The 19,100-nt window shown below is 65.7% G+C and carries 15 protein-coding genes; 6 read left to right on the top strand and 9 right to left on the bottom strand.

From position 1 onward, the window contains the following. Positions 1-2 precede the first annotated feature (2 nt). On the top strand, positions 3-2,039 hold the full coding sequence (locus Q0082_RS05360) for a bifunctional diguanylate cyclase/phosphodiesterase (protein WP_298190659.1): 2,037 nt from the start codon (positions 3-5) through the stop codon (positions 2,037-2,039). A 73-nt stretch (positions 2,040-2,112) separates the two neighbouring features. Beyond that, positions 2,113-2,949: an AIM24 family protein gene (locus Q0082_RS05355; RefSeq protein ID WP_298190657.1), complete on the top strand. Its 837-nt coding sequence runs from the start codon at positions 2,113-2,115 to the stop codon at positions 2,947-2,949. 116 nt (positions 2,950-3,065) lie between these two features. Here Q0082_RS05355 and Q0082_RS05350 read toward each other — a convergent pair whose 3' ends face one another. The 6 genes from Q0082_RS05350 to Q0082_RS05325 form a co-directional block, all read right to left on the bottom strand. Beyond that, the gene (locus tag Q0082_RS05350; protein WP_298190655.1) at positions 3,066-5,564 is read right to left on the bottom strand and encodes a TonB-dependent receptor; all 2,499 of its coding nucleotides are present in this window, start codon (positions 5,562-5,564) and stop codon (positions 3,066-3,068) included. 97 nt (positions 5,565-5,661) lie between these two features. Then, on the bottom strand, positions 5,662-5,832 hold the full coding sequence (locus Q0082_RS05345; RefSeq protein ID WP_298190653.1) for a YezD family protein: 171 nt from the start codon (positions 5,830-5,832) through the stop codon (positions 5,662-5,664). After that, complete coding sequence (locus Q0082_RS05340) at positions 5,829-6,833, bottom strand: sulfate/molybdate ABC transporter ATP-binding protein (protein WP_298190651.1); 1,005 nt, start codon at positions 6,831-6,833, stop codon at positions 5,829-5,831. The genes Q0082_RS05345 and Q0082_RS05340 overlap by 4 nt, the downstream gene beginning before the upstream one ends. Next, the gene (gene cysW, locus Q0082_RS05335; RefSeq protein WP_298190649.1) at positions 6,830-7,666 is read right to left on the bottom strand and encodes a sulfate ABC transporter permease subunit CysW; all 837 of its coding nucleotides are present in this window, start codon (positions 7,664-7,666) and stop codon (positions 6,830-6,832) included. The genes Q0082_RS05340 and cysW overlap by 4 nt, the downstream gene beginning before the upstream one ends. Beyond that, positions 7,663-8,514, bottom strand: coding sequence for a sulfate ABC transporter permease subunit CysT (gene cysT / locus Q0082_RS05330; RefSeq protein ID WP_366522509.1), 852 nt, complete (start codon positions 8,512-8,514; stop codon positions 7,663-7,665). Before cysT ends, cysW begins: the two co-directional genes overlap by 4 nt. Positions 8,515-8,535: 21 nt before the next feature. Next, complete coding sequence (locus Q0082_RS05325) at positions 8,536-9,507, bottom strand: sulfate ABC transporter substrate-binding protein (RefSeq protein WP_366522511.1); 972 nt, start codon at positions 9,505-9,507, stop codon at positions 8,536-8,538. 532 nt (positions 9,508-10,039) lie between these two features. Between Q0082_RS05325 and Q0082_RS05320 the strand changes: the two genes are divergently transcribed. Together Q0082_RS05320 and Q0082_RS05315 are read left to right on the top strand one after the other, a co-directional pair. Then, positions 10,040-12,220, top strand: coding sequence for an RNA degradosome polyphosphate kinase (locus tag Q0082_RS05320; RefSeq protein ID WP_298190643.1), 2,181 nt, complete (start codon positions 10,040-10,042; stop codon positions 12,218-12,220). Between the two features lie 13 nt (positions 12,221-12,233). Beyond that, the gene (locus Q0082_RS05315) at positions 12,234-13,709 is read left to right on the top strand and encodes an exopolyphosphatase (protein WP_298190641.1); all 1,476 of its coding nucleotides are present in this window, start codon (positions 12,234-12,236) and stop codon (positions 13,707-13,709) included. On the opposite strand, the gene Q0082_RS05310 is transcribed toward Q0082_RS05315, so the two are convergent. Together Q0082_RS05310 and maiA are read right to left on the bottom strand one after the other, a co-directional pair. Then, a complete protein-coding gene (locus tag Q0082_RS05310) occupies positions 13,706-14,938 on the bottom strand; it encodes a dipeptidase (RefSeq protein ID WP_298190639.1) in 1,233 nt (410 codons plus the stop codon). The genes Q0082_RS05315 and Q0082_RS05310 overlap by 4 nt on opposite strands. A gap of 35 nt (positions 14,939-14,973) precedes the next feature. Continuing rightward, complete coding sequence (gene maiA / locus Q0082_RS05305) at positions 14,974-15,612, bottom strand: maleylacetoacetate isomerase (protein WP_298190637.1); 639 nt, start codon at positions 15,610-15,612, stop codon at positions 14,974-14,976. A gap of 158 nt (positions 15,613-15,770) precedes the next feature. Between maiA and Q0082_RS05300 the strand changes: the two genes are divergently transcribed. Continuing rightward, on the top strand, positions 15,771-16,073 hold the full coding sequence (locus Q0082_RS05300; protein ID WP_298190635.1) for a PilZ domain-containing protein: 303 nt from the start codon (positions 15,771-15,773) through the stop codon (positions 16,071-16,073). Positions 16,074-16,193: 120 nt separating this feature from the next. After that, the gene (locus tag Q0082_RS05295) at positions 16,194-17,834 is read left to right on the top strand and encodes an FAD-dependent protein (RefSeq protein ID WP_298190634.1); all 1,641 of its coding nucleotides are present in this window, start codon (positions 16,194-16,196) and stop codon (positions 17,832-17,834) included. On the opposite strand, the gene Q0082_RS05290 is transcribed toward Q0082_RS05295, so the two are convergent. Further along, positions 17,810-19,084: an HD-GYP domain-containing protein gene (locus Q0082_RS05290; protein WP_298190633.1), complete on the bottom strand. Its 1,275-nt coding sequence runs from the start codon at positions 19,082-19,084 to the stop codon at positions 17,810-17,812. The two genes, Q0082_RS05295 and Q0082_RS05290, sit on opposite strands and share 25 nt — an antisense overlap. Between the last annotated feature and the right edge of the window lie 16 nt (positions 19,085-19,100).

Below are 19,100 nucleotides of genomic sequence, written 5' to 3'. Positions count from 1 at the left end.
CGATGAAGCAGGAGCCGATCCCCCTTCCCTCCGATCTTGCCGCAACAGTCGAGCGGCTCGAGCGCCTTGTCCAGCGAGAGCGCGAAGGGCGGCTCCAGGCCGAGGCGATTGCCGAACGGGGGCTGCGTGAGCTCTACGAAAGCCAGGTGCGGCTCGCGCTGCTGCAGCGGATCACCGATTGCGCCAACCGCTCCAACGATTTCAGCGAGGCGATCGGTGAAGTGCTCAAGGAGATCTGCGAGCATATGAACTGGGCCTTCGGCACGGCCTATCGCGTCGAACGCAGCGGCAAGGCGGTTTCCTGCGTCGCGTGGTTCACGTCTGAACCGGCGCGGCTGTTCCCGCTGGTGGAAGCTTCGCGCGAGCGGACATTCCCGAGCGGCGAGGGCCTGCCAGGTCGGGTGCTACGCGATGTCCATCCGCACTGGATCGACGAGGCCGAACTCGCCACCGACTTCTGCCGCAGGGTCGCCGCGGCCTCGTGCGGGATCCGCGCAGTCTGCGGGTTCCCGGTCATGATCGGGGACGAGATTGTCTGCGTGCTCGAATTCTTCGCGCGCACTGCAATGATGGACAAGGACGCGATCCTGCTGACGGTGACGCAGGCGGCAACCCAGCTCGCGCGGGTTATCGAACGCGAGCGGGCGCGCGCGGCGCTGGTCCATGATGCGTTGCACGATGCGATGACGGGGCTGCCCAACCGCACGCTCCTCGATGAACGCGCGCGCGCGGCATTCGAGCGTCTGCCCGAGAGCCGCGAAGGCCTCGCCGTGCTGGTGATCGACCTCGACGGCTTCAAGGCGATCAACGACAAGTATGGCCACCACGCCGGCGACATTGTGCTGATCGAGACGGCGCGGCGCTTCGACAGCGTCATCGCGGCCTGCATGGGCGGGCGACGGCGCGGTGATGAGCACGCCTGGCGGGCGACGCTCGCGCGGGTCGGCGGTGACGAGTTCGTCATCGTCCTCGATTCCCTGCCCAATCCGGGGATTGCCATGGACCTCGCAGGCGCGCTGATCGATGCACTGAAGGGCGCGATCCTGGTAGGGGACGAATACGTCAATGTCGGCCTCTCGATCGGCATTGCGCACAGCGCCGCGGGCTATGGCTCGGTCGAGCAACTGCGGCAGGACGCGGACCTGGCGATGTACGAGGCCAAGTCTGGCGGGCACGGCGGCGTCGTCACCTTCTCGGAGGCACTCGGCAACGAGCGGCGCAACCGCATGGCGCTGGAAAGCGAGCTGCGCGATGCGATCCGCGAAAAGCAGTTCACGCTCTTCTATCAGCCGATCTTCGCGCTTGGTGCTCTTCAGGATCAGGGCGAACGTTTGCGCGGGTTCGAGGCACTGATCCGTTGGAACCATCCCGAACGCGGGCTCGTCGAACCGGGAAGGTTCATTCCGGCGGCCGAGGCGGGCGGCCTGATCGTGTTCATCGGTGATTGGGTGCTGAGGCAGGCCTGCAATGCAATGGCGCGGCTGCACCGGGACCTGACGGAGCGCGGAATGAGCGCGGGCGAATTGCCCTACATCAGCATCAACATTGCTCCGCAGCAATTCCTCCAGCCCACCTTCTCAGCGCATGTGCGCCGTGTCTTGCTGGAAACGGGGGTGCCGCCCGAACTGGTGCGGCTCGAAGTGACCGAGGGCGTCGCGATCATCGATCCCGACCAGACCCGGCAGGTGCTCGAACAAGTGCGCAGCTGGGGCGTGAAGACCAGCCTCGACGATTTCGGCACCGGCTATTCCTCGCTCAGTTACCTGCAGAACCTTCCGTTCGACACGCTCAAGATCGACCGCTCGTTCATCGCCTCGATGGACGATCCCAAGAGCCGCAAGATCATCCGCGCGATCCTCGACCTAGCCAGCAACCTCAATCTCTCGGTCGTCGCCGAGGGCATCGAGACGCGCGAGCAGGGTGCATCGCTGCGCGAGATGGGCTGCGAATATGGCCAGGGGTTCCACCTCGGCCGCCCGCTTGATGAGGCCAGCGCCTTTGCGCTGGTCTGGCCGGACGGCGCCGCCAACGCCGCGTAAAAGCCTGCTGCAAGGCGCGCGGCATGGGCTATGGTGGGCGCGGACCAACCATCAGCCCGAGCGAGGACCTGCAATGGCATCGAACAATCCCTGGCGTCACATGCGCGAAAGCGGCGTCGCCGACGACATCGACTTCGAAATCAAGGGGCAGGAACTGCAATTTGTCGAGATCGAGCTCGATCCCGGTGAAAGCGCGGTGGCCGAGGCGGGCGCCTTCGTGTGGAAGGACAGCTCGATCGAGATGACCACGGTGTTCGGCGACGGCAGCGCCGATCAGGGCGGCGGCTTCATGGGCAAGCTATTGGGCGCGGGTAAGCGGCTGATCACAGGTGAGAGCCTGTTCACCACGGTCTTCACCCACACCGGGCACGGCAAGGCGCGCGTCGCCTTCGCCTCCCCCACCCCCGGCGCGATCCTGCCGCTCAAGCTGTCTGACCTTGGCGGCACACTGATCTGCCAGAAGGACAGCTTCCTGTGCGCTGCGCGCGGCGTGAGCATCGGCGTGGCCTTCCAGCGCCGGATCATGACCGGGCTGTTTGGCGGCGAAGGCTTCATCATGCAGAAGCTGGAAGGCGATGGCTGGGTCTTCGTGCAGATGGGCGGCACTCTGACCGAGCGCACTCTGGCGCCAGGCGAGGAGCTCCATGTCGATACCGGCTGCCTTGCCGCCTACACGCCGGGCGTGACCTTCGATCTGATCGGCGCAGGTGGCGTAAAAAGCGTGCTGTTCGGCGGCGAAGGCCTGTTCTTCGCGCGGCTGACCGGCCCGGGCAAAGTGTGGATTCAATCGCTGCCCTTCGCGCGGCTGGCCGGACGCATGCTGGCGGCTGCCATGCCCGGCGGCGGGCAGAACCGCGGTGAAGGCTCCGCGCTCGGCGTGCTGGGGGACTTCATTCAGGGGAACAATTGAGCGTCATGGCGGGCGCTGCGGTTGCGCGTGCCCACCCCAACCCCTCCCGCAAGCGGGAGGGGTTTTCCAGAGTGTCGGGGGAGGAGCGCTGACGCCCTTCCCCTCACCTGCATTCTTCAGAACGTCAGCTTGACCGTGCCGCCAAACGTGCGCGGATCGCCGATGTTGCCGACGATCAGGCCCGTATTGCCCGGTGCGACCGCAAGCTGGTCGAAGTACTGGACATCAAACGCGTTGCGGACCCAGCCGAAGATGTCGATCCCGCCCTCCGTGCGGAAGCCGAGGCGGAAGTTCGACAGGGCATAGCCATCGACGTTGGTATAGGCCGAAGGGCTGGCGTTGGACGACCAGGCCGAACGGTAGTTGCCATCGAAGCCGAGGTAGAGCTGGCCTTCCTTGCCAAACAACTTGACCGGGACATTGCCCTCCGCACCGTAGGAGAATGCCCACTTCGACACACCCGGCAGCTGCGCGCCAGAAATGTCACACTGGGCCGGGCTCACGCCGCCGGGGGTCCCCGCCGGCGAAGCAGGTGCGGTCGGCACGCCGTTGGCATCAAGCGGCTGTGCGCTGCCACCGGACAGTTCAGGCGGGCAAGGCGCATTCTTGAACGAGACGAACTTGGCATCGGTATAGGCCCCGTTGCCATAGATGTTGAAGCGTTCGCTCGGACGGAATGAGGCATCGAACTCCACGCCCTGCGAGCGCGCCTTCTCGGCATTGGCAAGATAGCCGCGGATCACGCCGACCGCGAAGTTGGAGACCTGCGCCTGATAGTTGCTGATATCGGTGCGGAAGGCCGAGATGTTGAAGGTCGCCTTGCGATCAAGGAACTGGGTCTTGATCCCCACTTCGTAGTGATTGACGGATTCCGGCTTGATCGTGGCAAGGTCGAGCAGCGGCACGCCCGTGACGGCATCGGCCGGCACGCCGTTCAGGTTGATGCCGCCGGTCTTGAAGCTCTTGGCGTACGTCGCGAAGAGGTGGACATCGCGGGTAACATCCCACGCGGCGGTGACGTCGCCGGAGAAATTCCAATCGCTGAAGTTCGCGAGGAACGACTGCGGCGCCAGTACGGCAAGCTGCGCCCGCTCGCGCGCGGTGTTGAGGGTCTTGCCGGCCGCATCGGTCTTGAACACGAGCAGGTTGCCCGCGCCATCGGTCACGACCGAATTGTAGCTGCCTTCCTTCTTGTCGTAGTTGAGGCGGAAGCCCGGCTGAATCGAGAAGCTGTCCGTCAGCTTGTACGAGAACTTGCCGAAGATCGCGGCGCTGGTGTTCTTGAAGTTGATGTCGTTGTTCGCGGTCAGCCCGTCGAGCACGGTCGGATCGTTCGAGAGCGCGTTCGTCGGGTTGATCAGCCACTTGCTTGCCGCCGCGCCCTGCTGCTGGATGCCCTCGGTGCGGATCTTCTGGTAGAAGCCGAAGGCGCCGAGCGTATAGCCGAAGCGGCCGGTCTCGCCCGAAAGACGCAGTTCCTGCGAATACTGGTCCTGGTGCGAGGGATTTTGCGACTTCGAGGTGATTGGCAGACCGAGGAAGTCGCGGTCGTTCGAGGGATCCCAGTTCCAGAAACGCCATGCGGTGACCGAGGTGATGGTGCCGATGCCGGTATCGATCTTCGCGCGGAGCGAGGCGCCGCCGATCTGGTTGCGCGCGCGCAGCGGGGTGTCGACGTCGGTCAGGCGGTCGAACGGATTGGTGCTGGGCACGGCATAGTTCTGCGCTGCGGCAAGGGCGGCATACTGGCGGTTAAGCGGGCGCTGGGTGGCACCGGTTCGCACGTAGACCTGCGTGCAGCAGTTGGGGTTCTGGTGGCTGAAATCACCGGCCAGCGTGAACTCAACGCCGGCGGAGGGCTTCCACAGCAGCTGGCCGCGCAGGCCAAGGTTTTCCTGGCTGTTGACCCACTTCTTCGACGTCACGTTGAAGATCGTGCCGTCGCGCCGGGTGAGCGAGGCGGCGAGACGCACCGCGAGCGTATCGGACACCGGACCCGAGACCGCGGCCTTGGCCTGCGTGAAGCCGAGGTTGCCGGCGCTGATCTCGAAGCGGCCTTCGGGCTCGAACGTCGGCGCGCGGCTGGTGATATTGATCGCGCCGGCGGTGGTGTTCTTGCCATAGAGCGTGCCCTGCGGCCCGCGCAGCACTTCGATTTGCTTCACGTCGAGGAAGTCGAAGGTCGAGGAGGCGACGCGCGCGAAGTAGACGTCATCGACATAAATGCCCACGCCCTGCTCGATGCCATCGTTGGTAAGGCCAAGCGGCGCACCGAGGCCGCGGATGTTGACCGAGGTGTTGCGCGGATTGGACGAGGTGAACTGCAGCGTCGGGGTCAGCTGCTGGAGGCGGCCTACGTTGAAGGCGCCTGTGGCATCGATGTGATCGCCCCCGACAACCGAGATGGCGAGCGGCACTTGCTGTGCGGTTTCGGTGCGGCGGCGCGCGGTAACCACGATCGTGTCGTTATCGGACTGACCGGTGCCGACCGAAGTGGTCTGGTCAGCTGGCGCTTCGGCGACCGAAGCCACGGTAGGAGTATCGGCAGCAAGCGCCGGGGCGGCGGCAAGCGGCAGGATAGCCGCCCCCGCGAGGAGGAGAACACGCAAAGTCATCGTCGATCCTTTGTCTGGGTCTCACGATGCCTCCGGTGGTCCGGTGGGCTCAGTGATTGAGTGGGTGATGTGTCTTGGTTGTGGTTGTTTGGTCAGGTCAGCTGGGCTTGAGGCGCTTCTTCTCGGTTACGTCGATCTGGACGACGCGACCTTCGTGCACGGTCAGAGCGACGGTGCCGAAACGCAGGCCGGTGAGCGCCTCGCGCACGCTGGCGAGGCTTTCCTCGAGGTGACGCTGGGCATCAGCCGGCGGGGTCGGTGTGGTCATCGGGTTTCTCCTTGGGTCTGGTCTCCATTTGCGTTGAACATGCGTGCGCGGTGGGGGTTGAAGCGGATCGTCTGGCCGAGGCGGGGTGCTTCGCCGCTGCTCGGCAGATCGAGCTCGACAAATTGTCCGCTGCCTTCGAGAAGCCCTTCCGCGCGCCACACCGCGCCCTTGCGGAACACGTTGTCGACGAGCAGCGCCTCGGCACCATCGGGCGCCAGCGTGATCTCGTGCGGGCGGAAGTGGATTTCGCTGCCCGCGGCAGTTCCCGGCACTGGCAACCGGTTGGTCTCCCCCACGAAGTGCGAAACGAAAGGCGTCTCGGGGTTCATGTAGACCGCGTCGGGTGCGCCGATCTGCTCGATGCGGCCCTGGTTCATCACGACGACCCGGTCGGCGAGTTCGAGGGCTTCTTCCTGATCATGCGTCACGAAGATCGATGTGAGGCCCATCTGCTTGTGCAGATCGCGCAGCCAGCGGCGCAGGTCCTTGCGGACTTTGGCATCGAGCGCGCCGAAAGGTTCATCGAGGAGTAGCAGGCGCGGTTCGATCGCAAGCGCACGGGCAAGCGCAACGCGCTGGCGCTGGCCGCCCGAAAGCTGGCCGGGGTAGCGGCTACCGAGACCTTCCAGCTGGACAAGGCGCAGCAGCTCTTCGGCGCGGGCATGGCGAGCGGCCTTGGGCAGGCGGTCCTTACCCCGGCGGACGCTGAGCCCGAAGGCGACGTTGTCGGCCACCGTCATGTGGCGGAACAGCGCGTAGTGCTGGAACACGAAGCCGACGTGGCGCTGGGCAACGGGCAGCGAGGACACGTCCTCGCCGCCAAGCAGTACGGTGCCGCTGTCCTGGAATTCGAGGCCCGCGATGATGCGCAGGAGTGTCGTCTTGCCCGAGCCCGACGGGCCGAGCAGCGCGATGAACTCGCCCGGTGCGACATCAAGATCGATGCCGTGCAGCGCCGGGTAATCGCCGAAGCGCTTGGTGATGCCGCGAAGGTGGATCAATGCCGTGCTCCTGCATGGAGGCCAAAGCGCCATTCGAGGACCGTCTTGGCGATCAGAGTCACCAGAGCGAGCAGCGCGAGGAGAGAGGCGACCGCGAAGGCGCCGACGAAATCGTACTCGTTGTAGAGTATCTCGACATGGAGCGGCATCGTGTTGGTCTCGCCCCGGATATGGCCGGAGACGACCGAGACGGCGCCGAATTCGCCCATGGCGCGGGCGTTGCAGAGCAGCACGCCGTAGAGCAGGCCCCAGCGGATATTCGGCAAGGTGACATGCCAGAAGGTCTGCCAGCCGTTCGCGCCCAGCGAGATCGCGGCTTCTTCATCATCTTTACCCTGTTCGAGCATCAGCGGGATGAGCTCGCGCGCGACGAAGGGGAAGGTGATGAAGACCGTGGCGAGCACGATGCCGGGCACCGCGAAGATGATCTTGAGATCGTGCTCGGCCAGCCATGCGCCGAACAGGCCATTGGCGCCGAAGAGGAGCACGAAGATCAGCCCCGAGACCACGGGAGAGACCGAAAAAGGCAAATCTATCAGCGTGATAAGGAGCGCTTTGCCGGGGAACTGGAACTTGGTGATCGCCCAGCTGGCAGCGACGCCGAAGACCATGTTGAGCGGCACCGAGATCGCCGCGATCAGCAAGGTCAGCCGGATCGCGGCCAGCGCATCGGGCGTGTGCAGCGCATCGAGAAACGGCCCGGCGCCCTGCCGCAGCGCCTCGCTGAACACCGCGAGCAGCGGCAGCAGCAGAAAGAAGCCGAGGAACACGAGCGCGACCGTGATGAGCGCAGCGCGCGCAAGCGGGCTTTCGCTGGTGGGAGCCATGCTCATGCGCCCGTCCTCCGCCGGCTGGCGGCCTGCACGAGGTTGATCAGGAGCAGCACCGCGAAAGAGGCGAGCATCATCACCACGGCGATCGCGGTGGCGCCGGCATAGGCGTATTGCTCAAGCTGGGTGACGATCAGCAAGGGCGCGATCTCGGTGCGGCCGGGCATGTTGCCCGAAATGAAGATCACCGAGCCATATTCCCCGACACCGCGTGCGAAGGCGAGCGCAAAGCCGGTAAGGAGCGCGGGGCCGATGGCGGGGAAGATCACGCGGGTGAAGGTCTGCCACCGGGTAGCACCAAGCGTCGCGGCGGCCTCCTCTACCTCGCGGCCGAGATCGGCCAGCACCGGCTCGACCGAGCGGACCACGAAGGGCAAGCCGATGAAGACAAGCGCGATGGTGATGCCGATCCAGGTGAAGGCGACCTTGATCCCGAGCGGCTCAAGGAACTGCCCGATCCAGCCGGTGGGCGTGTAGAGCGCGGTGAGCGCGATGCCGGCGACCGCAGTGGGCAGCGCAAAGGGCAGATCGACGAGCGCGCTGACCACCTGCTTGCCGGTGAAATCGTAGCGCACCAGCACCCACGCGACGATCAGGCCGAACACCGCATTGACGAGGCCAGCGACGGCAGCGGTGCCGAAGCTCAGCTGATAGGCGGCCATCGCGCGCCGGCTGAAGCCGACCGCGAGGAACTCGGACCAGCCGAGCCCCGCGGCCTTGAGGAAGATCGTGGCGAGCGGGATCAGCACGATCAGCGTCAGCCACGCAAGCGTGAAGCCGAAGCTGAGGCCGAAGCCGGGCAACACGGACGGCTGCCTCCAGCGCCTGCTGGCCAAGGTTGGACCGGACATGGTGAAGCCCCCTGCCCCGCCTTACTTCTTCGTGTAGATGCGGTCGAACACGCCGCCATCGTCGAAGAAGGTCTTCTGCGCCTTGGCCCAGCCGCCGAAATCCTTGTCGATGGTGACCATCGGGATTTCCGGGAACTGCGCCTTGAACTGCTGTGCGATGGCCGGATCGCGCGGACGGTAGAAGTTGTGCGCGATCGCGGTCTGCGCCTCCGGCGTGTAGAGATAGCGCAGGTATGCGTCAGCCACTTCGGTGGTGCCATGCTTCTTTGCATTGGCGGTGACGACCGCGACTGAAGGTTCGGCGAGGATCGAGATCGAGGGCGCGACAATCTCGAACTTGCCCGCGCCGAGCTTCTTTTCGGCGAGGAAGGCCTCGTTTTCCCATGAGATGAGAACGTCGCCGATGCCGCGCTCGACGAACGTGGTGGTGGAGCCGCGCGCGCCGCTATCGAGCACGGGCACGTGCTGGAACAGCTGCTTCACGTAGGCTTCGGCCGCCGCATCCGAACCGCCCGCCTTGCGCCCATAAGCCCAGGCCGCGAGGAAGTTCCAGCGCGCGCCGCCGCCGGTCTTGGGATTGGCGGTGATCACCTCGACGCCGGGCTTCACCAGATCGCCCCAATCCTTGATGCCCTTGGGATTGCCCTTGCGCACGAGGAACACGATGGTCGAGGTATAGGGCGCGCTGTTGTCCGGCAGAGCCTTCTGCCAGTCGGCCGGGAGCAGCTTGCCCTTCTCCGCGATGGCGTCGATGTCATAAGCGAGCGCCAGCGTGGCGACGTCAGCTTCGAGCCCGTCGATGATCGCGCGGCTCTGCTTGCCCGAGCCGCCGTGGCTCATCCGGAAGGTCACGTCCTTGCCGGTCTTCTGCTTCCAGAACGCGGCAAAGGCCGGATTTATCGCCTGATAAAGTTCGCGCGTGGGATCGTAGGAGACGTTGGTCAGCTCCACCGCGCCCGATTTGCTTCCGCCGCCCGAGCAGCCGGCCAGCATGAGGCCCAGGCCCAGCGCGCCTGCAAGAACCACGCGGCGGCGAAGGGCAAGGTGTGTGTCGCGAGTGGTCATGCATCGTACTCCCGTTTGCGTCAGCCTCGGGGTGGTCCCCTGCACCGTCGGGTCGTGACTAAACTCAATTATTCCGATAGACATTAGAGTTCTACTTGGGGACGGCAAAGAGAAGCTTTTGGTTCCGCCACCAGACCTGCCAGCGTGCCCTCCGCCCTTCGATTCGTTCCCAGAACCGGCTACGAGGTTATCTCAACCTATAGAGTAGAGAATAGCCTCGCGCCAAAGCGGGGCAAAATGTCGATGAAATGAGTAGACATTACCTACTGCAACGCGCCGGCCCAGTTGTTGGTTCCCGGCAAGCGGCCACGCAAAGGTCCGGCAAAACCTCTGCGCGCCCCTTGCCTGTCCTGCCCCGCCTTGTGCTATGCCACCCGCATGTCATCGCTCTGTCGCAATCGGCCACCATGCCGCGCCGCGATCCGCCTCACGTCGGCGGACATCGGGGGGAGCATGGACAATGGATGATCCGCAGACCGCGGCGAGCAGCCCGTCAGCCGAAGATGCGACAAACAGCCCTTCCCTTCCCGCCTATCGCTACTTCAACCGCGAGCTGAGCTGGCTGGCGTTCAATCGGCGCGTGCTCGCCGAAGCGCAGAACATGGGCTATCCGGTGCTGGAGCGGCTGCGGTTTCTCTCGATCTCGGGCACCAATCTCGATGAATTCATGATGGTGCGCGTGGCGGGGCTCGCCGCGCAGGTGCGCCAGGGGATCGACGAGCTTTCGATCGATGGCCTGACGCCTACCCAGCAGCTCCAGGCGGCTTATCGCGGGGTGGAGGAACTGGTACGCGCGCAGCAGACGATCCTTGCCGATCTCACCGAGCAGCTCGACAGTGCGGGCATTCGCATCGTCGGCGACCGCAAGCTCGACAAGTCGCAGTCCGAATGGCTGGCGCATTACTTCGAGGAGCACGTTTTCCCGGCGCTGACCCCGCAGGCGATCGATCCGGCGCACCCCTTCCCCTTCATCAACAACCAAGGCACCGGCATTCTCTTTAACCTGACGCGGCTGGCGGATGGCGAGGCGGTGACGGAGATGATCCTTGTGCCCCCGGCGCTGCCGCGCTTCGTGCGGGTTCCGGGCGCACCTGCGTGCTGGATCAGCATCGAGGAACTGATTCTGCGCGGGGCCGGAAAGCTCTTCCCCGGTTTCCGCATTCAGGGCCACGGCACCTTCCGCGTGCTGCGCGACAGCGACATCGAGGTGGAGGAAGACGCCGAGGACCTCGTGCGCTATTTCCGCACCGCGATCCAGCGGCGGCGGCGCGGACGGGTCATTCTGCTGCAGGTGCAGGAAAACTTCGATCCCGAAGCCGAGGCCCTGCTGCGCGACAAGCTGCGGCTCGACCATGCGATGGTGATCAAGGCAGGCGGGCTGCTGGCGATGAACGGGCTTTCGGTGATCGTCGATACCGACCGGCCCGAATTGAAGTTCGAGCCCTACATCCCGCGCTATCCAGAACGCGTGCGCGAACATGACGGCGATTGCTTTGCCGCGATCCGCACCAAGGACCTTGTGATCCATCACCCGTTCGAGAGCTTCGACGTGGTGGTCGATTTCCTGCGGCAGGCGGCCTCGGACCCGGACGTCGTGGCGATCAAGCAGACGCTCTACCGCGCGGGCAAGCAATCGGCGGTGATCGCGGCGCTGATCGCGGCGGCAGAGGCTGGTAAGTCGGTGACCGCGGTGGTAGAGCTCAAGGCGCGCTTCGACGAGGAGCAGAACCTTCACTGGGCAAGCCAGCTCGAACGCGCAGGCGTGCAGGTGATCTACGGCTTCGTCGACTGGAAGACCCACGCCAAGGTCTCGATGGTCGTGCGGCGCGAAGGCGAAGGCTATCGCACCTACTGCCACTTCGGCACGGGCAACTATCACCCGGTGACGGCGCGCATTTACACCGACCTCAGCTTCTTCACCGCCGACCCCAAATTCGGACGCGATGCGGGCCTGCTGTTCAACTTCATCACCGGCTATATCGAGCCCAAGGCGACCGAGATGCTGGCGATTGCGCCCATCGGGGTGCGGCGCAAACTCTATGAGTGCATCGAGCGCGAGATTGCCTTTGCCGAGGCGGGCAAGCCGGCCTCGATCTGGGCCAAGCTCAACGCGCTGACCGACAGCCAGCTGATCAACCGGCTCTATGCCGCGAGTGCGGCGGGGGTGGAGATCAACCTCGTGGTACGCGGGATCTGCTGCCTGCGGCCGGGCGTGCCGGGGCTTTCCGAGCGCATCCGCGTGAAGTCTGTCATCGGCCGCTTCCTTGAGCACAGCCGCATCTGGGCCTTTGGCAACGGCGCACCGCTGCCTAACCGGCGGGCGCGCGTGTTCATTTCCTCGGCCGACGGGATGACGCGCAACCTTGACCGGCGAGTCGAAGTGCTGGTGCCGATCAAGAACCCGACGGTGCACGATCAGGTGCTCGATCAGGTCATGCTCGCCAACCTTCTCGATACCGAGCAGAGCTGGATTCTGGAGCCCGACGGCACCTATCACCGCGCCGATCCGGGTCCGAAGCCGTTCAACGTGCACCGTTACTTCATGACCAACCCCTCGCTCTCCGGACGCGGGGCGTCGCTTAGCAAGGGGCGCAAGGTGCCCAAGCTTGCCCTGCGCCGCGGCGGGATGTCACCCGCGTGATCCGATACCCGGCATGACCCGCTATACCCGCGCCTCTTCCTACGAGCCGACCCGGGCGATCATCGATATCGGCTCCAACACCGTGCGCCTCGTCATCTATGGCGGGCCGGCGCGCGCGCCCGATGTGCTGCACAACGAGAAGGTGACGGCGCGGCTGGGCAAGAGCGTGGCCGAGAACGGCAAGCTTGGCCAGCGCGCATCGGCAGCGGCGCTGGCGAGCCTTGCGCGTTATCGCACGCTGCTGGACCTCAAGGGCATCACCGATGTCGACGTGGTGGCGACGGCAGCCGTGCGCGATGCGGTCAATGGCGGCGAGTTCCTCGAACAGATCCGCGCGCTGGGTCTTTCGCCGCGGCTGCTGAGCGGCGAGGAGGAAGCGATCACCAGCGCGCATGGCGTGATCGGCGCGTTTCCCCGCGCCGAGGGCGTGGTGGGCGATCTCGGCGGTGGAAGCCTTGAACTCGTCGATGTCGATGCGGCGGGCTGCCGGCACGGCACGTCGCTACCGCTGGGCACGCTGCGCCTTCCGGGCCTGCGCGCCGGGGGCGAGCGGGCGTTCGGGCAGACGATTGCCAAGATGCTCAAGCGCGCGGACTGGCAGGCGGCGCCCGGCTCGACGCTTTACCTCGTCGGCGGATCACTGCGCGCCTTTGCCCGCTATGCGATGACGGCTTCGGGCTGGCCGATCGACGATCCGCACGGCTTTGAGATTGACGCACCGCAGGCCCAGGCCCTTGCGAAGGTGCTGGCAAAGCGCAAGCCCGAGACGCTGATGCCGGTGCCGGGACTTTCTAGCTCGCGCCTTGCCGCACTGCCCGATACTGCGGCGCTGCTTTTCGTTCTGATCCGCGCGCTGCAACCGGGGCGGCTGGTGTTTTCCTCATGGGGGCTGCGCGAGGGCCTGCTGTGGGACCGCATGGCCCCCGGCGTGAGAGTGCAGGACCCGCTGGTCGCGGGGGCAGCGGCGTTCACCGCCGAATACGGCATTGCCGCCGGGACCGCGGCGATGGTGACCGGCTGGACCGTGGCCGCGCGCCTGCCGGACGTGGCGGCGGGCACGGAGCACTTGCGACTGACCGCGACGATGCTGTGCCTCGCCACCGCGATGGTCGAGCCCAACCTGCGCGGCGACCTCGCGCGCGAATGGGCGCTGCGCAAGCGCTGGATCGGCGCCTCGCCGGCAGACCGCGCGATGCTGGCGGCGGCGATGATTGCCAACACCGGGCGCTCCGACCTGCCGGCCGACCTTGCCCCGCTTGCGCTTCCCGAGCAACTGCGCGCGGCGCAGGCCTGGGGATTTGCCACGCGGCTGTGCCGGCGCTTCAGCGGCAATACCGCGCAAGGGATCAGCGGCAGTTCGCTCATGGTCGAAGACGGCACGCTGGTGCTGGCGGTCCAGCCGCAGATCGCGGTGCTGGTCAACGAAGGCGTAGAGCGCGACCTCAAGGTGCTGGCGGCGCACCTCGGCCTGAAGCCGGAAGTGCGCTAGCTCTTCTCGCGCTCCGCTTCGGCCTCGGCAGCGGCCAGAACCCGCAACACATTGCCCGACCAGATCTTGGCCACGTCCGCCTCGCTGTAGCCGGCGGCAAGCAGCGCACGCGTGATCTTCGGCAGGTCGGCAATATCCTCGAGGCCAGCCACACCGCCGCCGCCGTCCCAATCGAGACCGATACCAACGTGATCGACGCCGGCAACCTGAAGGGCGTGGAGCAGGTTTGCCATGACATCATCGAAGGTCGCGCGGACTTCGGTATATTTCGCGTCGATGGCGCGGCGCTCGGCGAGCAGGGACTGGCGCTCGGCGGCGGTCAGCTTGCGGTCTTCGGGGTACTTGGCCTCAAGCGCCTTCATCGCCGCCTCGCGCTCGGCGCTCTGCTTGAGGCCCTTCACATAGACCGAGTTGATCTGGATGACCCCGCCGGCCGCAGCGAGCGCCTTGAGGTGCGCGTCATCGATGTTGCGCGGATGGTCGAACACGGCCTTGCAGCCGGAATGCGTGAGCACGATCGGCGCCTTGGACAAGCGCAGCACATCATCGAGCGTACGGTCGGAGCTGTGCGAGAGATCGGGGACAACGCCGAGGCGGTTCATTTCGGCAAGGAGCTGGACGCCGAGCGGGCTCAGGCCGTCCCATCTGGCCTTGTCGGTCGAGCTATCGGCAAACTGGTTGGTGCGGAAATGGGCGAAGCCTGCAATGCGCACGCCCATCGCGTAGAAGCTGCGCAGGAGCGTGGGATCCTCGCCGAGCGGCCAGGCGTTCTCGATCGAGAGGTAGACGACGCGCTTGCCGCTTGCCTTGATTGCGGCGGCATCGGCGGCCTTGCTGGCAATGGCAAAGCTTTCCGGGTGTGCGGCAACCATCTCGCGAATGGCAATGCCGCGCATCAGCGCGAAATCGCGTGCCTTGCGGGTGGATTGGGCATCGAGCGGGCCTTGGGGGGTGTAGATCGCCCAGAAGCCGCCATCGAGCCCGCCCTGCTTCATGCGCGGGAGGTCGACCTGCGTGTAATCGCCCTCGACCGTATGTGCGTCCATGATCGACCAGCCCGGAAGCGCGAGCGAGGCGGGGGTATCAAGGTGGGAATCGAGGGTGAGAAGGCGCTGCTGGAGCGCGGCGGCGGGGTCTGCCGGAGCCTTGCGCGGCGCGCTTTGCGCAGGACCAGTGGCAAGGAGGGCCAGAGCGGCAGACGCGGCGAGGAGGAACGTTCGGGTTTGCATGCCCGCAACCTTCGCGCTGGCGCGGGGATTGTCAATCAGGCGGGATCGGCATCCGGCTGGGCGGCGGGTAGCGCGGCAGCGAAAGCAGGGTGCGCAAGGGCATGGGCCTCGATCGCCTCAAGCCGGGGATAGTCGGTCCGCGCACCGAAACGGCGGGCATTGGCGAGTTGCGGGATCAGCACGACATCGGCGAGCGTGATCGCCTCGCCAAAACAGAACGGGCCGCTGCGGTCATCGATCAGACGCGCGCAGGCAGCAAGGCCGCTTTCCATCACCTCGCGCGCCCAACCATCGACAGCCGCCTGATCCAGCCCGCGCGCGCGCAGCATGCGAAGGACGCGCAGGTTCTGGACCGGATGGACGTCGCAGGCGATGGCAAGCGCGAAGGCACGGACGCGCGCGCGTTCGAGCGGATCGGCGGGCAGCACTGGCGGCTGCGGGAAGCGCTCTTCAAGGTATTCGATGATCGCGAGGCTTTGAGTGAGCACGGCGCCATCGATTTCCAGCGCCGGAACAAGGCCTTGCGGATTGCGCGCAAGATATTCGGGCGCCTGCTGCGCATTGATGCGCAGATCATGCGGCACCGTATCCCACGCCAGCCCCTTGAGACCGAGCACCGTGCGGACCCGCCACGCCGCCGAAGAGCGCCAGTACGTGTGCAGCGTGAGGTTCATCGCAATTTCCAGTTCAAGGCCGCGCCCATCACTCGATAGTACCGAAATCAGCCGCTTGCGATAACTTCCATCGGGTTAAAGAAATCGTAGTCATTCTGGTTCTATATGGAGAAAGGTCCCCCACGCGGGGGCCGCCCGGAGCACGCATGTCAGCCGAAATGCAAGAGCCTCGTCCCCAGCAAGAGCGCCAGTCCGAGCGGCGCCCGCTGATGGTGCGCGTGCAGTATCGTCGGACGATCGTGCGGCTGGCGGCGCAGATCCTCGATCTTTCGCGCCACGGGTTGCGACTTGCCGGGATGGAGCGGCTGCGCGTGGGTGAATGCGTGTGGATCACCCTCCCCGGCTTGCCGCCGCGCCAGGCCAAGGTCGTCTGGGTGGACCGTTTCGAGGCGGGCTGCGTCTTCATCGAACCGCTGCACGAGGCTGTGTTCGACGCGATTGTCGCCGGCCACATGCACTGATTTCTGATCCGAACCTGCGTTTCGCATGATGCGGCACCAGCCCGCATCGAAATGCGCTCTTTCGAGCATTTCGCGAATGGATCGCTTTCAAGCCGCCCCAGCAGTGAGTAGGGGACGGGAATGCTTCGCCTTACCGAACTCAAGCTGCCGCTCGATCACACCAATGCCGAGCTCGAAGCCGCGATTGCCGAGCGGCTGGAGATCGAACCAGCCGCGCTGCTGCGCTATAGCGTGGCGAAGCGCGGCAACGATGCGCGGCGCAAAAGCGCGATCAAGCTTGTCTATGCCATCGATGCGAGCGTGGCGGAGGAGGCCGCCGTGCTGGCACGCCATGCCGGCGATGTGCACGTGCGCCCTTCCCCCGATACAAGCTACCGTTTCCCGATCATGGCGCCGCAAGACTGGCAGGGTCCGCGCCCGGTCGTGATCGGTGCAGGACCCTGCGGGCTGCTCGCCGCGCTGATCCTTGCGCAGATGGGGCTGAAGCCGATCATTATCGAACGCGGCAAGGCCGTGCGCGCACGGACCAAGGACACATGGGGCCTATGGCGGCGCAGCGAGCTTACCCCGGAATCGAACGTGCAGTTCGGCGAAGGCGGTGCGGGCACCTTCTCGGACGGCAAGCTCTACAGCCGGATCAAAGACCCGCGCCATCTGGGCCGAAAGGTGCTGACCGAATTCGTCAAGGCCGGCGCACCGCCCGAAATTCTCACCGAAGCGCACCCGCATGTCGGCACGTTCCGGCTGGTGACGATGGTCATGTCGATCCGCGAGACGATCGAGGCGCTGGGCGGTGAATACCGCTTCGAGACGCGGGTCGACGATTTCGTCATCGGCAAGGACGCGCGGGGAGAGCAGCAGCTCGAAGCCCTCGTGCTTTCGACCGGTGAAGTGCTGCCCGCGCGGCGCGTGATCATGGCGGTCGGCCATTCGGCGCGCGATACCTTTGCCGTGCTGCACAGCGCGGGCGTCCATATCGAGGCCAAGCCCTTTGCCGTGGGCGTGCGGATCGAGCATCCGCAGCGGCTGGTCGATGTGGCGCGTTATGGCCCGGGCGCGGGCCATCCAATCCTTGGACCGGCGGCCTATTCGCTCGCGCACCAGACGAGCCAGGGCCGCTCGGTCTACAGCTTCTGCATGTGCCCGGGCGGGCGCGTGGTGGCGGCGGCCTCCGAACCGGGGCGCGTGGTGACCAACGGGATGAGCCAATATTCGCGCGCCGAGTTCAATGCCAATTCGGGCCTCGTCGTCGATATCAATCCCGAGCGGGACTATCCGGGCGGGCCGCTCGCGGGGGTGGCGTTCCAGCGCAAGTGGGAAGAGCTCGCCTATGTCGCGGGCGGCAGCAACTACCGGGCACCGGGGCAGAAGCTCGGCGATTTCCTGGCAGGGCGCGCTTCGACCGGCTTCGGTTCGATCACCCCGTCGTACCAGCCGGGGGTGACGCCGACCGATCTGGCGCAATGCCTGCCAGACTTCGCGGTTGCCGCCATGCGCGAGGCGCTGCCCGTGTTCGGTCGCCAGATGCCGGGCTACGACCATCCCGATGTCGTTCTCACAGGGGTGGAGACGCGCACCTCCTCACCGGTCAGGATCACGCGGGGGGCAGATTTCCAGAGCCTGAATACCCGCGGGCTCTACCCGGCAGGCGAAGGCGCAGGCTATGCCGGGGGCATTCTTTCGGCGGCGGTCGACGGCATTCGGGTGGCCGAAGCACTAGCGATGGACTTGCTTGGTCACGCCACCGCGGCGCGCGTATAACCGCCCAGCAGCGATTGGCGCAGCGCGCCGAGCGGGGGCAGATCGAGCCCGCCAAGCTGCGCGATGCCGACGATCTCGTCCGCTCCGTAGCACTGCGAGAGGACGATGACTTCGCCCTTGAGCTTCTTCGCCAGCGGCTTTGACCAGAACGTGTAGACCGTGGGCAGCGCGCGTTCGGTGGGGTCCTCGTCGACCACCATGGCCAGGCGGCCCGAGCGCAGTTCGACGAAGGCACCGATCGGATAGATCCCGACCATCTCGATGAAATCGACCATGATCGCCGGATCGAGACCGTCGCAATGCTCACCCATGTGGCGGATCGCTTCGGCCGGATCGAGCCCGGGGCGCCCTTCCCGACCAGCGACGAGCAGATCGTAGGTGTCGCAGATCGCACCCATGCGCGAGAGCTGGTCGATATCGGGCGCGGCAAGGCGATGCGGATAGCCCGAGCCGTCGAGCCGCTCGTGGTGGCGCAGACAGACCTTGATCACCGCATCGGGAATATCGCCCGCAGCCTTGAGCAGGGCGTGGCCGGCTAGCACATGCTGGCAATGCGCATCGGCTTCGAGATCTGTGGTGGCACCGGCCCAGACATCCTCCGGATGCGGCGGGCCGCCGGTTTCCTGATTGGCGCCGATATCCATCAGCAGGCCGGCCATGCCCGCATCGCGGGTTTCGGTGACCGAGAGGTTCATCTGGCGGGCGAGCGCGATCATCAGCGCGCTGGTGGCGAGCGCGTGGCGGTAGGTTTCCTCGCTGTCCTCGCGGCAGCGCAGCAGGCCATTGAAGGCATAGAGATTGCGCTGCACCGAGGCGTAGATATCGTCGATCAGCGGATCGACGGTGCGCGCGCTGATGCCGCGGCCGAGGCGGGCTTCGAGGAAGACGCGGCTGACGAGCTTGGAATGACGCTCAGCGATCTTGCGCGCGGTGCCGAACTCTTTCGCGGTGGCGACGCGGGCAGCGGCGAACTTGTTGGCGGCAGGGCGCGGCGGGACCAGCGGCATGCCGCGCTGGGGCGGCAAGGCGGCTGCGCCGACGGCAGCGACCTCGCGCTCGGGCACGTTGTTCAGCCCGCGCTCGGTATCGATGATGACAGCCTCGACCGCGCTCCCCTGCAGCGCTTCGAGCATCCACATTTCCTCGAGCAGGAACTTGCTCTTCCAGAAGGGATGCTTGAACCAGCTCCCCTCCAGCTTGTGGATGAACATGCCGAGCCGGAGCTCGGAGGTTTCGACGCGTTTCAGCATGATGGGGTGTGCATGG

The sequence above is a fragment of the Novosphingobium sp. genome, from assembly GCF_027489515.1.
Classification (GTDB): Bacteria; Pseudomonadota; Alphaproteobacteria; order Sphingomonadales; family Sphingomonadaceae; genus Novosphingobium.
Note: the sequence above shows the minus strand (reverse complement) of the source record. Positions and strands in the feature narration are given on the sequence as shown.

Coding starts and splice junctions, on each gene's coding strand:
- Q0082_RS05345 (WP_298190653.1), bottom strand. CDS start 5,832: ATGACCACACCGACCCCGCCGGCTGATGCCCAGCGTCACCTCGAGGAA.
- Q0082_RS05320 (WP_298190643.1), top strand. CDS start 10,040: ATGGATGATCCGCAGACCGCGGCGAGCAGCCCGTCAGCCGAAGATGCG.
- Q0082_RS05290 (WP_298190633.1), bottom strand. CDS start 19,084: ATGCTGAAACGCGTCGAAACCTCCGAGCTCCGGCTCGGCATGTTCATC.
- cysT (WP_366522509.1), bottom strand. CDS start 8,514: ATGTCCGGTCCAACCTTGGCCAGCAGGCGCTGGAGGCAGCCGTCCGTG.
- Q0082_RS05350 (WP_298190655.1), bottom strand. CDS start 5,564: ATGACTTTGCGTGTTCTCCTCCTCGCGGGGGCGGCTATCCTGCCGCTT.
- Q0082_RS05315 (WP_298190641.1), top strand. CDS start 12,234: ATGACCCGCTATACCCGCGCCTCTTCCTACGAGCCGACCCGGGCGATC.
- Q0082_RS05325 (WP_366522511.1), bottom strand. CDS start 9,507: ATGCTGGCCGGCTGCTCGGGCGGCGGAAGCAAATCGGGCGCGGTGGAG.
- maiA (WP_298190637.1), bottom strand. CDS start 15,612: ATGAACCTCACGCTGCACACGTACTGGCGCTCTTCGGCGGCGTGGCGG.
- Q0082_RS05355 (WP_298190657.1), top strand. CDS start 2,113: ATGGCATCGAACAATCCCTGGCGTCACATGCGCGAAAGCGGCGTCGCC.
- Q0082_RS05295 (WP_298190634.1), top strand. CDS start 16,194: ATGCTTCGCCTTACCGAACTCAAGCTGCCGCTCGATCACACCAATGCC.
- Q0082_RS05310 (WP_298190639.1), bottom strand. CDS start 14,938: ATGCAAACCCGAACGTTCCTCCTCGCCGCGTCTGCCGCTCTGGCCCTC.
- cysW (WP_298190649.1), bottom strand. CDS start 7,666: ATGAGCATGGCTCCCACCAGCGAAAGCCCGCTTGCGCGCGCTGCGCTC.
- Q0082_RS05360 (WP_298190659.1), top strand. CDS start 3: ATGAAGCAGGAGCCGATCCCCCTTCCCTCCGATCTTGCCGCAACAGTC.
- Q0082_RS05300 (WP_298190635.1), top strand. CDS start 15,771: ATGCAAGAGCCTCGTCCCCAGCAAGAGCGCCAGTCCGAGCGGCGCCCG.